Annotated in this window: 14 protein-coding genes; 10 read left to right on the top strand and 4 right to left on the bottom strand. The window is 54.4% G+C overall.

Features of this window, described 5'->3' with window-relative positions; genetic code table 11:
* Positions 1-13: 13 nt before the first annotated feature.
* Both KIH39_RS19850 and eutC read left to right on the top strand, forming a co-directional pair.
* On the top strand, positions 14-1489 hold the full coding sequence (locus KIH39_RS19850) for an amino acid permease (RefSeq protein ID WP_213494963.1): 1476 nt from the start codon (positions 14-16) through the stop codon (positions 1487-1489).
* On the top strand, positions 1482-2225 hold the full coding sequence (gene eutC / locus KIH39_RS19845; RefSeq protein ID WP_213494962.1) for an ethanolamine ammonia-lyase subunit EutC: 744 nt from the start codon (positions 1482-1484) through the stop codon (positions 2223-2225). Before KIH39_RS19850 ends, eutC begins: the two co-directional genes overlap by 8 nt.
* Before the next feature lie 3 nt (positions 2226-2228).
* On the opposite strand, the gene KIH39_RS19840 is transcribed toward eutC, so the two are convergent.
* A complete protein-coding gene (locus KIH39_RS19840; protein WP_213494961.1) occupies positions 2229-3443 on the bottom strand; it encodes a PQQ-binding-like beta-propeller repeat protein in 1215 nt (404 codons plus the stop codon).
* A gap of 109 nt (positions 3444-3552) precedes the next feature.
* Positions 3553-4584, bottom strand: a complete 1032-nt coding sequence (locus KIH39_RS19835) for an aldo/keto reductase (protein ID WP_213494960.1) — start codon at positions 4582-4584, stop codon at positions 3553-3555.
* Positions 4585-4796: 212 nt separating this feature from the next.
* On the opposite strand from KIH39_RS19835, the gene KIH39_RS19830 reads away from it, so the two are divergent.
* The 5 genes from KIH39_RS19830 (at position 4797) to KIH39_RS19810 (ending at position 9944) form a co-directional block, all read left to right on the top strand.
* Positions 4797-5987 carry a hypothetical protein gene (locus KIH39_RS19830; protein ID WP_213494959.1) on the top strand — a complete coding sequence of 397 codons (1191 nt, stop codon included), beginning with the start codon at positions 4797-4799 and terminating at the stop codon, positions 5985-5987.
* 47 nt (positions 5988-6034) lie between these two features.
* A complete protein-coding gene (brxL, locus tag KIH39_RS19825; protein ID WP_213494958.1) occupies positions 6035-7477 on the top strand; it encodes a BREX system Lon protease-like protein BrxL in 1443 nt (480 codons plus the stop codon).
* A gap of 80 nt (positions 7478-7557) precedes the next feature.
* Positions 7558-8394 carry an endonuclease/exonuclease/phosphatase family protein gene (locus KIH39_RS19820; protein WP_213494957.1) on the top strand — a complete coding sequence of 279 codons (837 nt, stop codon included), beginning with the start codon at positions 7558-7560 and terminating at the stop codon, positions 8392-8394.
* 16 nt (positions 8395-8410) lie between these two features.
* Entirely contained in the window at positions 8411-8944 is a 534-nt protein-coding gene (locus KIH39_RS19815) for a hypothetical protein (protein WP_213494956.1), read from the top strand.
* Between the two features lie 34 nt (positions 8945-8978).
* Positions 8979-9944 carry a WD40 repeat domain-containing protein gene (locus tag KIH39_RS19810; RefSeq protein WP_213494955.1) on the top strand — a complete coding sequence of 322 codons (966 nt, stop codon included), beginning with the start codon at positions 8979-8981 and terminating at the stop codon, positions 9942-9944.
* A 50-nt stretch (positions 9945-9994) separates the two neighbouring features.
* On the opposite strand, the gene rpsR is transcribed toward KIH39_RS19810, so the two are convergent.
* Positions 9995-10237: a 30S ribosomal protein S18 gene (rpsR, locus tag KIH39_RS19805; RefSeq protein ID WP_213494954.1), complete on the bottom strand. Its 243-nt coding sequence runs from the start codon at positions 10235-10237 to the stop codon at positions 9995-9997.
* A gap of 218 nt (positions 10238-10455) precedes the next feature.
* Between rpsR and KIH39_RS19800 the strand changes: the two genes are divergently transcribed.
* From KIH39_RS19800 to KIH39_RS19790, 3 genes are all read left to right on the top strand, one after another.
* On the top strand, positions 10456-10803 hold the full coding sequence (locus KIH39_RS19800; protein WP_213494953.1) for a hypothetical protein: 348 nt from the start codon (positions 10456-10458) through the stop codon (positions 10801-10803).
* A 172-nt stretch (positions 10804-10975) separates the two neighbouring features.
* The gene (gene gmd, locus KIH39_RS19795; protein WP_213494952.1) at positions 10976-11968 is read left to right on the top strand and encodes a GDP-mannose 4,6-dehydratase; all 993 of its coding nucleotides are present in this window, start codon (positions 10976-10978) and stop codon (positions 11966-11968) included.
* Between the two features lie 59 nt (positions 11969-12027).
* Positions 12028-12969 carry a GDP-mannose 4,6-dehydratase gene (locus tag KIH39_RS19790; protein ID WP_213494951.1) on the top strand — a complete coding sequence of 314 codons (942 nt, stop codon included), beginning with the start codon at positions 12028-12030 and terminating at the stop codon, positions 12967-12969.
* A gap of 1 nt (position 12970) precedes the next feature.
* Here the strand turns inward: KIH39_RS19790 and KIH39_RS19785 are convergent, their stop codons facing one another.
* Entirely contained in the window at positions 12971-14347 is a 1377-nt protein-coding gene (locus KIH39_RS19785; protein WP_213494950.1) for a serine/threonine protein kinase, read from the bottom strand.
* Between the last annotated feature and the right edge of the window lie 133 nt (positions 14348-14480).

Here is a 14480-nt window from a genome sequence, read left to right as displayed (position 1 = left end):
ACAGGAGAATCGCGTGGCCGATAGCGATGCGGATGATGCCAAACTCCTCGCCCGCCTAGGTTACGCCCAGGAGTTGGTGCGCTGCCTGGGAGGCTTTTCCAACTTTGCCATCTCGCTTTCGATCATCTGCATCCTGGCGGGAGGGATCACGTCTTTTCACGTCGGCTTCGATTCGGTGGGCGGGGCATCCATCGGTATAGGTTGGCCGTTGGTTTCGTTGTTTGCCCTGGCCGTGGCCGCGACGATGGGGCAGCTGGCTTCCGCCTTTCCGACCGCGGGCGGCCTGTATCACTGGGCGGCAATACTCGGTGGCCGAGGCGCCGGTTGGGCGACGGCCTGGTTCAATCTGCTCGGCTTGATCACCGTTCTCGCGGCCATCAATGTCGGGATGGTCCGCTTTGTCGCCGGAGCGTTTCTGGCCGATCCGCTCGATCTGCAAACTCAGGCGATCGCGGTCACTTTGGTAACGCTCAGTCAGGCATTCATCAACCATAGAGGGATCGAATGGACGCGCCGGCTGACCGACTTCAGCGGTTGGTGGATTCTCGGCATTTCAATTCTGCTGGTGATTGTGCTTTTGGCTTCGATCAGCGGTTGGGATTTTTCGCGGCTGATTACCTTCACCAATTTCAGCGGCTTGCCGAAAAAAGAGGGAGTGGATCCGACCTGGGAACCTGTAGAATCGATGATCTGGCTGTTTGCCCTCGGCTTTTTGCTCCCGGCTTATACGATCACCGGTTTTGATGCCTCGGCCCACGTTTCCGAAGAGACCCACGATGCCCCTCATCTGGTGCCACGAGGAATATTGCGTTCGGTAGCGGTTTCCGGATTGTTCGGATGGATTTTGCTGTCGGCCATCGTATTAGCCATTCCCGATATGAAATCGGCCGCCGAGGAAGGCGATGGTGTCTTCTACTATGTCCTCAAGGAGCGATTGCCTTCGGGCCTGGCGCGGGGCTTATTCGTTGCTATAGCGTTCGCGCAGTATCTCTGTGGGTTGGCCACCGTGACTTCCACTTCCCGGGTCGCGTTCGCATTCGCTCGCGATGGCGGGATGCCATTTTCCAATCGGCTGCGAAAGGTTTCGCCGAGACATCGTAGCCCGGTGCTGGCGATCTGGGTCGTCAGTCTCAGTTCCATCCTGTTCACGATTTACACGCCGGTCTATGCAACGATTACGGCGGTTTGCACCGTTTTTCTTTACATTTCCTACGTTTTACCCACGGCCATCGGCGCTTGGAATTTCAGCCAGTGGAAATCTCAAGTCGGTCCCTGGAATCTCGGTCATTGGTATCGTCCGCTGTCGCTGATTAGTGTCCTGGGTTGTGTGGGCCTGATTGTCATCGGCATGCAGCCGCCCAACGACCGGGCGGTTGTGGTGGTAGGCGGTATGGCCGTGCTGCTCACGGCGGTGTGGTACGGCTACGCCCGGAAGCATTTCCCGGGTCCGCCGATCATCCACTTCCAGGAGAAAATTCGCAATGGCTGAGGAATCCGAACTGGTTCCCCTCGATCCCATCCGGCAGATTCTCCAGAGCACGCCCGCCCGCCTGCTGGTGGGTCGAAGCGGGCCGGCTTATCGCACTTCCACCGCGTTACAGTTGCGGGCCGATCATGCGGCCGCGCGCGATGCCGTGCGCAGTGAACTCGACTGGAAAAATGCATTGGGGCCAGAACTGATCCAACGCTTCGGTCTGTTTGAAGTGCAAAGTCAGGCCCGCAGTAAGGACGAATATTTACTGCGGCCCGACCTGGGGAGAAAGTTCGCGCCGCAGGCCCTCGAGCTGATCCTCAACAATTGTCCTATGAATGCGGATGTTCAGATCGTCATCGGCGATGGCTTATCCTGCACGGCCGTGGAGTCGCAGGTTCCGGCGTTGCTACCAGCTTTAAGCGAGGAGTTTGAAAACCGCCATTGGTCGGTCGGTAGGTCCTTCGTGGTTCGCTATGCCCGGGTAGGGTTGCTGAATGCTATTGGCGAGATTCTCAAGCCCAAGACGGTTGTACTTCTGATTGGGGAACGCCCGGGATTAGCTACTTCGGAAAGCCTTTCCGCCTATATGGCTTACTCCCCGCACGCCGGGCAGACCGATGCGGACCGCAATTTGATTGCCAACATTCATACGCGCGGCGTGACCGTGCCGGATGCGGTCCGCCGCATCGCGACACTTTTGGAATTGATGTGGGCGAAGCAGAAATCGGGAATCGAAATCAAGGAAGGCTAAACGCTAGTCTTCGATGGTCAGCAGCCGAAGGGTATCCTTGTCCTTCACGAAAATTTTCTTCCCGGCCACGATCGGGCAAGTCCAGGTGGCGGTGTCGGCCACTTTAATCTTGGCCACTTCCTGATACTCTTTATCGTTCGGTTTGAACGCCACCAGATCGGTATTGCCCGGCAACGATAGCATTACCGAACCAGCATCGAGGATAACGCCGCACTCGCCGCGAATGTTGGTATCGGTCCAGACGATTTCTCCCGTCTTGGCGTTCATGCAGTAGAAATTTTTGCTGGGCGAGAGGCCGTAGATGAAGCCGTCTTTGAGCGTGGGGGAGTTGTAGTTGTGGGGAGCCTGGGATTTCTTCCAGAGTTCCTTGACAGTAAATTTATCCCCTTCCTTGGTGATCTTGGAAGCGATGGTGCCGACGCCGGGCGCGCCGTAGATGACCGTATCGCCATCAACGAGCGGCGTGGAGTTGTTGTAACGGGCTTTGAACGGCGTCTCCCAGAGAAGCTTCCCGTCCGCGGCCGAGATACCGACAATGTTTTTCTCGGTCATTTCAACGATCTGTTTGGTACCCGCAACCGTCATCACCACCGGGGAAGAGTACGAAGGTCCGTCGCCATTCCAGGCCCAGACTTCTTTGCCATCGGCCAGATTAAACGCGGTCAGCGCCCCCTTCCCTTCGGAGCCGGTGTGGATGATGCACATTTTGTCCACGATTAACGGCGAGCTGGAAGTGAAAAATCGGGGATGACCTTTGGTCTCTTTCCGCCAGAGAATCTTGCCTGAATCGGCTTCGTAACAGGTCAGCACGGCATCAACGCCGAAGGTGCAGACTTTGCCATCGGCCGCGGCGGGGGAGCTGCGCGGTCCGGGGTGTCCGCTGGCCGGCCCCCTCACATCGGGAGCATCGATGGCGTCTTTCCAGAGTTCTTTACCGGTGGTGGCGTCCAGACAGAATAAGGTTTCTTTCTTGCCGATCCGGCCGTAGGCGTAGACCTTGTCGCCCATCAGCACTGGCGAAGCATCGCCGACGCCGACGGTGACTTTCCATTTTTCCGTAAAGTTCTTTGGCCAGGTTTTCGGCTCGGTGAAACCGCTGACCTTGTTGTTGCGGTCCGGGCCGCGCCATTGGGTCCAATCCTGAGCGTGAAGCGGACTGGTACCGAGTGTCAGCATAACGCCCAGAACTACCAGCCGGTTACGGAGTGCATTTTTCATAGTGGCTCCCTCAGGGCGAGTGAAATCGATTCCGATAGCCTACCCGTTTTGGAAGCCCCTGTTCAATGAAAAGCTTATGAGAGAAGCCCCTCCAACTTTTAAACTCGCATTAAACGGGTGCGGGATTGCGCTCGGTGAAGCCGCGCTGATGCCAGTAAGGATAGGCCAGCGGCGTGGCACTCGCGGCATCCAGCTTGGCCACTTGTGCGGCGGTCAGATTCCAGCCAATCGCCCCGAGATTCTGGCGCAATTGCTCTTCGTTGCGGGCACCGATGATTACCGAGGAAACGGTCGGCCGTTGCAATAGCCAGTTCAGCGCGATTTGCGGCACGGTCTTACCCGTTTCTTTGGCGACTTCATCGAGGGCGTCGACGACTTTGAACAGATATTCCTGGTTGACCGGCGGGCCCATATCGACCACCAGCTGGCTCTTCAGGCGGCTGGTTTCCGGCAGCGGTTGACCGCGTCGAATTTTCCCGGTTAGCCGCCCCCAACCTAATGGGCTCCAGACCACGGCGCCCACTTTTTGATCGATGCCCAGTGGCATCAGTTCCCACTCGTATTCTCGGCCAATCAGACTGTAATACGCTTGATGAGCGACATAACGGGTCAGGCCGTAGCGATCGGAAATCGCCAGCGATTTCATCAGATGCCAGCCGGAGAAGTTGGAGCAGCCGATGTAACGAATCTTACCGGCCCGCACCAGATCGTTGAGTGTACCGAGGACTTCTTCGATCGGCGTCATGGCATCAAAGCCGTGCAATTGGTAGAGATCGATGTAGTCGGTCTTGAGCCGTTTGAGACTTCCTTCAACCGCTTGAATCAGATGGAAACGTGAGGAGCCGACATCGTTGGGACCTTTGCCGAAACGGAAGGTGCCCTTGGTCGAGATCAGCACCTGATCGCGCCGGCCTTTGAGCGCCTCCCCAAGAATCTCCTCAGCCAACCCGGCGGAGTAGATATCGGCGGTGTCGAACATGTTCAACCCGGCTTCGAGGCAGATATCGACGAGGCGGGAAGCTTCCGCCACATCGCTTGCTCCCCACTGTTTGAAAAATTCGCTTCCACCGCCGAAGGTACCCGTCCCCAGACACAGGGCCGGTACCTTGAAGCCCGAACCACCCAATTGCCGGTATTCCATTTGAAATTCCTTGAGATCGAATTGAAGACGAAAATTCAGGCGCGAGATCTTCGAATTAATACTCTAGGCGGGCGATTTTCTTTCGAAGTTCTCTGAAGCTATGTTAATCAGAATGCTAAAATAGGGTTCTTGAAAGTGGCGAATAGCTCGGCAAATTCTGGACAGTTTCACCGAGGACTTGAAAGCCTAATTCGCTTCCGCACGATAAAAACATGAATACCTTCCTGATTATTATTTTGCTGTTAGTGCTGGTCGCTGCCGGCGCGATTACTTTCTTTTATCTGCGTTTCCGCGCCTCCCCGGCCGGGGCTTGGAAAATCCGGGTACTCTCCGCACTGGAAGACATCGATCGGAAGATCGGTACCGCGCAAGCGCAAATCAGTAACGAGCAGAAAGACAAGGACGAGCAGCAAGAGAAAGTCCGTTCCCAATACCGGGACAACTTCTTCAAATCGATTTCTGTCGAGGCCCTCGACGATTATCCCAACATCGGCCCGGCCACCATCGATGCTCTGAAAAAAGCCGGCTACCTGAATCTCACCGACTTCAATCGCTGGAAGAATTTGACCACCGGAAAGATTCCCGGCATCGCCGAGACAAAGTGGAAATGGATCACCGATGCCGCTGAGGATCTTCGTCAAAAGTCCGAGCAACAACTGCAGGCCGGTAAAGTTCCCGGGGCGGCGGAGTTACTCGCGCAACTGGAAGACATTGACCGCGCCCTCCAACAGCGCAGCCTGACCTCAAAAGCCGAGATTGATGCCCTGAAGCGGACTCGAGATCAGTTCACGCCTCTGGTAGAAGGGGCTCGTCGAATCTCGTTTTTGAATAGCCTCTTCGGCAACGCTTCGTCGGGAATTAGTGAGGAATTGATGGCCCAGCCGCTTCCCAAAGTGGGGGCGATCATCATTCCGACTTTGCCTCCCAAATCGGTCCCGGCATCGAATGCCACAACTACTTCCACTGCCTCTGCGTCGCACAAAGAAAAAGCGAAACCGAAAACGGATGATCCGTTCGCCAGCTATCAGCCGAGCGTTTCGCCGACGTCGACTTCAGGAGCAACGATCATCCCGACTGCTCCCGGGACCGCTCCCGCTCCTACACCAGTATCCGGTGGTCTTGGTGAAGCGGAGTGCCGGAAGATTTTGGATATTGATCCCAAATTCGATTTATCGGTCGATTTGATTCGACGCCAGTTTAATAACCTGACCGAAAAGAACGATCTCGCCAAACTGCACGGGATGGACGCCGAGCTGATCGAGGCGGCTAAACGCAAGCTCGAAAAGATTCGTCTGGCGGCTGAGACCTTGATTGCGAAATTTGGTGAACCGTTGGTAAAACCGACCGCGCCTCCTTCGAACGACATGCGACACAACCCCGATCTCGATGCGGTGTTTGGCTAGGGGATTGGCCGGTCGAAAGAAATTATTTCAGATAACCAGGAAAATTCATGTCTCTTTACGATGAACATCAGCTGACCGATCTCGACAAAAAAGCCCTGGAGACCCTCGGGGACAAGGTTGTATTAAAATCGCTCGCTTCCCAGGCGACTTTGACGGGGCTGCCTCGATTTGTGTCGGAATACCTGATCGCCAAGTACGTCAAACCGGAAACCTGGAAAGCCGATATCGCCAACGTGCAGGCGAAGATCAAAGCTTTGCTGCCGTCCCTGGAAGATCGCGAGCAGATGCAGGCTAAACTGCTGCGAACGGGCGAGATCCTGTTCATCGATAGTATTGATGTCGATATCGATCTCAAAAAGCGCCTGGCTCTGGGGCGAACGACGGTTCTGAACGACAAGATCATCGTCAGCAATTCGCTCCTGGAGCAATACCCTGGTCTGATGGGGGGTATGTGGGGCACGGCCAAGATTCGCTACAGTCCGGAAAGCGATAAGAATTTTCCCTCGTCTTTGGAATCCTTCACGCCGTTTCAGGTCGGCCCGCCGGATGTGGAAGCGCACAAGGCCATGCGTTTGAAATTCACTTCGGACGAATGGCTAGCTCTGATGTTTCAAAGCGCCGGTTACAATCCGGAAAAGTTTCCCGACCGCCGTACGAAATTGCTGTTGATCTCGCGATTATTGCCGCTGGTGGAACGGAATATCAACCTGATGGAACTGGGCCCGCGTCAGACGGGCAAGACCTTTTTGTTGCGCAATGTGTCGCCGCGCAGTTTCGTCATTTCAGGCGGCAAGGCAACCCCGGCCAATCTGTTCGTCAATCTTTCCACCAAGCAGGTGGGCATCCTGGGCACTCGCAAAGTAGTGATCTTCGACGAGATTGCGCATACGACTTTCAACGATGAATCCATGATCAGTGTCATGAAGGATTACATGGAATCGGGTCAGTTTTCGCGCGGCTCACTGACCTTTGCGACCGATGCGGGATTGGTGTTCTCCGGCAATATCGATGTCGAGGGGAATCAGCCGCATTCGAGATACAACAATTTGCTCGAACCGCTGCCCAAGGAATTGATCGACAGTGCCTTCCACGACCGCATGCACATTTACCTGCCGGGCTGGGAAATCCCCAAGATCACACCGACTTCGATCGCCAGCGGCGTTGGTTTTGTAACCGATTATTTCGGGGAAGTCCTGTGCCGGATGCGGGAAGACAGTTTCGCCGATACGGTGCGAACGGTTCCTTTACAGCCCGGTCTGACCAAGCGCGATCAGACGGCCATCGAGCGCACCGGCAGCGGCCTGATCAAGTTGCTCTATCCCGATGGGAAAATTCTCGATACCGAGTTGAAGGAAGTGGTAACACTGGCCTGCGAATACCGGCAGCGCGTGCACAACCAATTGTGCAAGATCGCTCCGGGAGAGTTCAAGCCGAAGCTGATCGCACCTGAGGGAGTGACAGGGTACGAAGCGCCGGATTTGGGTAAGTGAGGAAAACGGGTTTGTGTTCTGGCTGAAGATTCGCAAGAATAGCAGAAAGTTGATCCTTCAGTCTCTCTCGCTCACAGAATATGAAGTTCTTATTTTGGAATCTCAAAGGAAACGATGCTGTTACCTGGCAGGATCGGAAAACGAACATCCTCAAGCATTTGTCGAGGATGGTTGCGCATTATCAGATCGATTACCTCTTGCTGGCCGAATCCAAATTGGTGCCAAACGACTGGTCAAATTTCAATCTAGGAAACGCAAATAGCAAGTTTGTCATCGCTGAGAATGTGAATCCCCGCTTCCAAGTTTTATATCGAGTAGCTTCGACAGAAATTTCGTGGGTTTATAACACACCAGACAATCGGCTCAGCATCTGGAACGTCGCGCTCGCAGAAAAGCCATTCCTACTTTGCCTTGTTCATTTCCCATCACACCAATTTTGGGACAAAGAGTCCATCTCCGAACATGCAGGCGAAGTCATTAACCAAATTCGACTTCAAGAGACGCAGTTTTCGCATTCCTTAAGAACCATCATCGTAGGCGATTTCAATATGAACCCGTACGACGCGGGTATGCTCTCATCACTTAAATTTGCCGCAGTTTCGCCGAGGGAGTTAGCTGCCAAAAAACGCACCGTACAGCAGAAGGAATATCGTCTCTTTTACAACCCGATGTGGTCTCATTTTGGAGATCGTTCTCAGGGACCTCCGGGCACTTATTTTTATAAATCTGCAGAGCATGTCAATCCGGGCTGGCACATGCTAGATCAAGTGCTGTTGAGCCCAGAGATTATGGATGAGCTGCAGGATGTTCAAATTATCGATTCCGATGGTAGGGAAACGATGAGCACTGAAGCCGGTCAGCCCAATGGCCGTAGAATTTCCGATCATTTTGCGGTATTATTTACTTTGCTGAGCTAAATAAGGGAGATTGAAAATGCCTGAGAAACTCGACGATTTGTGGGGAGATTCTATCCCACAAAGGGAAGTTCTCGACCCTATTAACATACTTACGAAACAGATCGGTCCTTTGGAAACCCGATCCAAGGGTGAACTCACTGCGCAGATTACGGTAACCGATGCGGAAAATACCAAAACGATTCAATTTGATATTGTTGCCAAAAAATTGGGTGGGAGAAGAGTAACGCTTTTGCAAGCATCTTCGAAGAAAGCCGATATTTATCCGCTGAAAATCATTTCGGATGGATTGCAAGCAGATCTGATTCCCGAAAATAGCATCCAATACATTCATGGGATTCGGAAGTTTAACGCTTCGATAACGGAAGAACCAAAGGAAATTAAGATTAAGACTCCTCTTGATGGCGTTGCTATTGCTCACGATGACACCAACTTTGCGGAACTGATTGGGATTATTCTGAGGTCCAACTATACCCGTTCCGCGATTCAGTCTCTCCTGGCCAGTATCGCCAATCTCGGCAAAGAGAAGAATCCTGCGGTAGTTTACATCTGAACATCGTCATCTTCCTTCTCAATAAAGCATATACATGATCCTTCTCGAAGCGGGGTTGGGGCGGGTGACCTATCTCCGCTTTCAGGAGGACGGCTTGGCCCTGTATGCCCACGAACAGCGTTCGGGTAAAGTTCGCGTCTGGCAGGGCAGCCAATGCGAGCGCCTTCACCCCAATCCCTTCGAGGAATACACCTTCAACCAGGTTTTGATTCAGGGCCCACCGCTGCAATTTATCGGCATCACGCGCGAGGGTGTTCTGCATCGGCTGGTCAATGGAAATATGGAATCGCTCCCTCTTTCCGGACCGGTCGGGACCAGCTCCACTTTGACGTTCGATCCCAAGACGAATCTGCTCTGCGTGGCGGGAAAAGCCATTTGGAAACAGGCGGTTATCCGCCGCTTTGATTTGAACCAACTCCACGAGCGATCGCTCATCCGCAGTAGTGAAAATCGTATCGTCGCCCTGCACTTCAGTGACGATGGAAATACGCTGATCAGTGCTTCCCGACAGGGAATGGTACGGTTTTGGAATCCCCAATTCGACAGCGCCGAAGAGGATAAAAATAAGCTGACCCTCGATTGGATCGTACAAACTTTTTTCTGGATGCCGACCAAACAATCTCAGCAGGCCGAGATTCCCTTCAACGACATGATTCGGGATATGATCCTGACGCCCGACGATGCTTATCTGGCGGTCGCCCTACCCAGGCAAGTGAGTCTCTGGCGGCTAGGACCCGACAAACGGCCTGAGAGCCCTCACGGCGATCTGATGGAACCCATTAGCACGGTCAATTGCCTGGCGGCTTCTCCCGATGGGCAGTATCTGGCCACGGGAAGCCGGGATGGCTCAGTCCAGATCTGGGACATCGCGTCGGCCCGATTGCTGCGAACGTACACCTGGCCGCAGGGCGCGATCACATCTTTGGCCTACGCGCCGGACGGACTAAGACTGGCCTGCGGGACCAGTCGAGGTTTTGTAGTGGTATTCGATTGCGATTAGGGCGCGCATCGGAAGTAAGGCCGATGCAAAAGAGCGGCTGAAAAAGGAAATTACTCGCCGACGTAAGGCATCAGAGCCATGAAGCGAGCCCGCTTGACGGCCGTGCCCAACGCTCGTTGGAACGCCGCGCAGATCGCATTACGCTTCCGGCCGTGCAGTTTCATCTGCTGGCTGGACATCTTCTTGAGGCTGCTGACGTCCTTGTAATCCACGAAAGCCGGACGAGGACAACCTTCTTTAGTGCAGAAGCGGCATCGATCCGAAGGATGGCGTTTGAGCTTCTTGCGAACCATATCAGTGAACCCTTTCACCCAATTCAACTTAATTTAGGAACCTTTTAAGTTAGTAATGGCATATCAACTGGCAACAGCGCGGCCGAAAAAAGCCGGGAATTTAGCGCCCAAAGGGCCTTTTTGGCTTGAAATACGGGTCAACAGTCTGACGCAGACCTGAATTTTTCTCTTTTCCCGATCCGAACCGCTATAAAGGGGTATTATCAGGAGTCCTCTCGATGAACGATCCGACCCACTCCTCCTCCCTGTCTCCCGAAAAACTGCAAATGTTCATTGCCGGGCTTTCGGGCATGGCTCCCGAGGAGGTCCGCAAGGCCAAGCTTCTGTATATCCGCAATGCCATTTCCGAATACGAAGCCATGAAAACCGGTCTGGCCGGTTTTAGCCAGCCTTCGGGATGCCTCTCCATTCTGCCAGGGTTCGGAAAGATCCTGGGCATGCAGAAGCAAATGGTTGCCAGTCAAATGCAATTAGCACAGCAGCGAATTCGGAATGCAATCGACGTCTGGAAAGATGATCTGAAGGGGGAACGATTCCACTTGGAAGGGGAAGAGATCTTCGTTTAGCGCTCGCTACGGTTTTCCGTAGTGGATGGTCAAAACAGGCAATTTGAGTTGAGCACGGCACTTGCTTCAGAGCACTCCATATTGACACAAATTGCTCGTCGGGGTTAAAACCGAGTCACCTCAGGATTAAGGTGCCGACGCTTGCGCGCGGTTCGATCAACAAGGAAGTGCAATGAAGAAAGCTCTAATCACGGGCATTACCGGTCAGGATGGAAGTTACCTCGCAGAATTCCTGCTGACCAAAGGCTACGAGGTTCACGGCATCGTCCGTCGATCCAGCACCGAAAATTTCGAACGCATCGGTCACCTCACTGACAAAATTCATCTGCATCAGGCCGATCTGCTTGATCAGCTTTCTCTCATTGATGTCCTCAAAGAAGTCAATCCGGGCGAAGTCTACAATCTGGCGGCCCAAAGCTTCGTACCCACCAGCTGGAAGCAGCCGGTGCTCACCGGCGAATTCACCGCCATGGGTGTCACCCGCATGCTCGAAGCCATCAAGCTTCTGGGCCGGGATCGCATCCGATTTTATCAGGCTTCCTCATCGGAAATGTTCGGTAAGGTACAAGCCGTACCGCAGACCGAAACGACGCCGTTCTATCCGCGCAGCCCGTACGGGGTGGCCAAACTCTATGGCCATTGGATCACCATCAATTACCGGGAGAGCTACAATATGTACTGCGTCTCCGGTATTCTCTTCAACCACGAGAGCGAACGCCGGGGTAAAGAATTCGTCACCCGCAAGGTTTCGGATGGCGTTGCCCGCATCAAGCTAGGTATGACCAACGAACTGCGGTTGGGCAACCTCGACGCCAAGCGCGACTGGGGCCATGCCGCCGACTATGTCCGGGCCATGTGGATGATGCTACAACAAGCCGAGCCGGATGATTATGTGATCTCCACCGGCGAGACGCATAGCGTTCAGGAACTGGTGGAAATCGCCTTCGATTGCGTGGGGCTGAATTGGAAGAAGCACGTGGTGCTGGATCCCGCCTTCATCCGACCCGCGGAGGTCGATCTGCTGATTGGCGATCCGGCCAAGGCGAATAAGAATCTGGGCTGGAAGCCGGAGATCAGCTTCCCCGAATTGGTCCGCCGGATGGTGCTCTCCGACCTCGCCAAGCTGCGGGGGAATGCCCATGCCGGATACGCGAAGGCAGCTTGAACGGATTTAGCAAGCCGGTGGTGCAGCGTGGCAAGAACCTTCCCGATAGCAGATAAATTATGCGCGTTCTGATTACGGGCGTCACCGGTTTTGTCGGCAGCCATCTCGTCGAACTGCTGTTGAAGCAGGGTAGCTATCAAATTCATGGGACTTCCCGGAGCCGAGATAAGCTTTCTGCCCGGGCTGGACTCACCATGCACCTGGCCGATCCGCTGAATCTCAAGGAGATGGTCGGCCTGTTGCGCTCCATCGAGCCGCAGTGGATTTTTCATCTGGCCGGTTATGCCCACAACGGCCGCTCCTTCACCGAGCCGGAACTGGCCTGGGAAGGCAACTTGCAGGTGACTCAGACGCTCTTCTCGGCGGTGCGTTACTGGGGACAAAAAACGCGCATCCTCATCACCTCCTCGGGGCTGATCTACGGCGACCCGGAAACTCCGGGGGAAGTCTTCGACGAAAAAACCTCTTTCCGGCCAGCCAGTCCGTACGCCGTGAGCAAAGCCGCGGCGGATCTTCTGGGTTATCAGATTTGGAAGGAGTGCGGTCTCGAAGTCATTCGAGCGCGGCCGTTCAATCAGATCGGCCCAGGACAGAATGCCGAGTACGCCGTTGCGAATTTTGCCCGCCAGATCGCGGCTATAGAGTCCGGTAAACAAACGCCGGTTCTGGAGACAGGGAATTTATCGGGTCAGCGCGATCTCACCGATGTTCGCGATATGGTGTATGCCTTCGTGCGGCTGATGGAACGAGGCCAGCCGGGTGAAGCTTACAACTGCGCAACCGGGATGACCTATTCGATGGCCGAGATTCTTGATCGCCTCATCAAATTGTCGTCCGCGCAGATCGAAATTCGTCAGAAAGCGGAAAGCAACCGGCAGTCGGAAACGCTGGTGAGCCGGACTCAGGTCGAGAAATTGAAGAAATCCACCGGCTGGGCGCCGGTGCATTCCCTGGATAGCACGTTGAAGGACATTTTGAACGACTGGCGAAGCCGAAATTAACTCACTTCTTCGGCCAGAATACCACTAGCGTAGTGAGGGTGGCAATGACTACCGCGCCGATAATGCCCCAGAAAGCCCAGTCGAACTTTTTGGGAGTCGTCAAAGGGATCTGCGGCGGAAGGGTATTATTGCCCGGATACAACATCGGCTGAGGCATCCGCTTCATGCTGACGCGTTCCGCATCCGATTCGTACATGTTATCGCGCGGCACAATTTCCATTTGCGCGGTTCCGACGGCTGCATTAGGATCGACGTTCTTTTTCTGCTGTTCCATCGGAGCCGGAGAGATCACCAGATCGCGAAACTCCGGGTGATCCTTCAGATACTTGAACGGCCCCTGCTTGCTCTGGCAGGCACGAATATTCACGGCATCCCCCAGCAAACCTTCTTTCAATGCCTTGCGAATCCCGTCAGTAGTGCCTTTAACCGTATGGGTTTCGCCGGTATCGTCCTTGTAAACAAGATACCAGGGAAGATTGCTCGTGGTCGGCGTTTCGATCGTCTGGGCATTCGGGTTGACGGCTTGTTGCGGCGCTTTGGCGCGAATGGTCAGCCCGGTCAGATCCTCGACGAATTCCCGGCAGGTGGCCGGTCGCTGATCGGGATCGCCACTCATGGCCCGGCGAATGGCCCAGTCGACCCGGTCGGACAGATCGGGCTTCAATTCCCGGGGCGGCGTGAAATCGTTGCGAATTTTCTTCATCCAGCAGTCGAGCGGCCCGACTTTACCGAATGGAACTTCCCCAGTGACCATCATGTAAAGTGTCGCGCCGATCGAATAAATGTCGCAGCGGACGTCGGCGTGCTTGGCATTACGGAACTGTTCCGGTGCCATGAAGTGGGGCGTGCCCAGACCGCGGCCGGTCTTGGTCAGGTTCAAATCGCCATCGACTTCCTTCACCAGACCCAGGTCGGTCAATTTGGCGGTGTAATCGGACGTCAGCATCACGTTATCGGGTTTGACGTCGCGATGAATCAGTTTCTGTTTGTGAGCGCGGTGTAGACCCTGGCAGACCTGGGCGATGATGCGAACGGCCAGATCCTCGGGGATGGGACCTTCGCGTTCGATGAGATTACCGAGCGATTCGCCATCCACAAATTCCATGACAAGGAATGGGTTGGGGCCGCTGGCATCATATTCTATCGCTTTTACGATATTTGGATGATCAAGTTGCTTGGCGGCTTCATATTCTGTCTTAAATCGCTGCAGAAGCACTGGATTTTTGGCAGTGGCAGGCGGTATGATTTTAATAGCCACGATCTGACCGCTTTCGCGATGTCGACCTTTGTACACGGCACCCATGCCGCCTTCGGCAATCTTGTTCAGTAAGTCGTAGTTGCCGATGCCCTGTAGTGGCCGGGTAGTAACTTCCGGCATAACGTGCTCTCCTAGGAGGCTGCGGGGGTAAGGAACATCACGGAACCGAAATCGTAAAGGACGGCCGAAATCGGCAATACCGGGAGAGATTTCGCGATCACGCTCTAAAGGATTTTCCGTTCCTTTGTAATTA

The sequence above is a fragment of the Telmatocola sphagniphila genome (assembly GCF_018398935.1).
In the GTDB taxonomy this organism is placed as follows: domain Bacteria; phylum Planctomycetota; class Planctomycetia; order Gemmatales; family Gemmataceae; genus Telmatocola; species Telmatocola sphagniphila.
Note: the sequence above shows the minus strand (reverse complement) of the source record. Positions and strands in the feature narration are given on the sequence as shown.

Bases quoted from the DNA above. Each gene is read 5' to 3' on its own strand.
- eutC (WP_213494962.1), top strand. From the start codon at position 1,482: ATGGCTGAGGAATCCGAACTGGTTCCCCTCGATCCCATCCGGCAGATT.
- KIH39_RS19840 (WP_213494961.1), bottom strand. From the start codon at position 3,443: ATGAAAAATGCACTCCGTAACCGGCTGGTAGTTCTGGGCGTTATGCTG.
- KIH39_RS19835 (WP_213494960.1), bottom strand. From the start codon at position 4,584: ATGGAATACCGGCAATTGGGTGGTTCGGGCTTCAAGGTACCGGCCCTG.
- KIH39_RS19830 (WP_213494959.1), top strand. From the start codon at position 4,797: ATGAATACCTTCCTGATTATTATTTTGCTGTTAGTGCTGGTCGCTGCC.
- brxL (WP_213494958.1), top strand. From the start codon at position 6,035: ATGTCTCTTTACGATGAACATCAGCTGACCGATCTCGACAAAAAAGCC.
- KIH39_RS19820 (WP_213494957.1), top strand. From the start codon at position 7,558: ATGAAGTTCTTATTTTGGAATCTCAAAGGAAACGATGCTGTTACCTGG.
- KIH39_RS19815 (WP_213494956.1), top strand. From the start codon at position 8,411: ATGCCTGAGAAACTCGACGATTTGTGGGGAGATTCTATCCCACAAAGG.
- KIH39_RS19810 (WP_213494955.1), top strand. From the start codon at position 8,979: ATGATCCTTCTCGAAGCGGGGTTGGGGCGGGTGACCTATCTCCGCTTT.
- rpsR (WP_213494954.1), bottom strand. From the start codon at position 10,237: ATGGTTCGCAAGAAGCTCAAACGCCATCCTTCGGATCGATGCCGCTTC.
- KIH39_RS19800 (WP_213494953.1), top strand. From the start codon at position 10,456: ATGAACGATCCGACCCACTCCTCCTCCCTGTCTCCCGAAAAACTGCAA.
- gmd (WP_213494952.1), top strand. From the start codon at position 10,976: ATGAAGAAAGCTCTAATCACGGGCATTACCGGTCAGGATGGAAGTTAC.
- KIH39_RS19790 (WP_213494951.1), top strand. From the start codon at position 12,028: ATGCGCGTTCTGATTACGGGCGTCACCGGTTTTGTCGGCAGCCATCTC.
- KIH39_RS19785 (WP_213494950.1), bottom strand. From the start codon at position 14,347: ATGCCGGAAGTTACTACCCGGCCACTACAGGGCATCGGCAACTACGAC.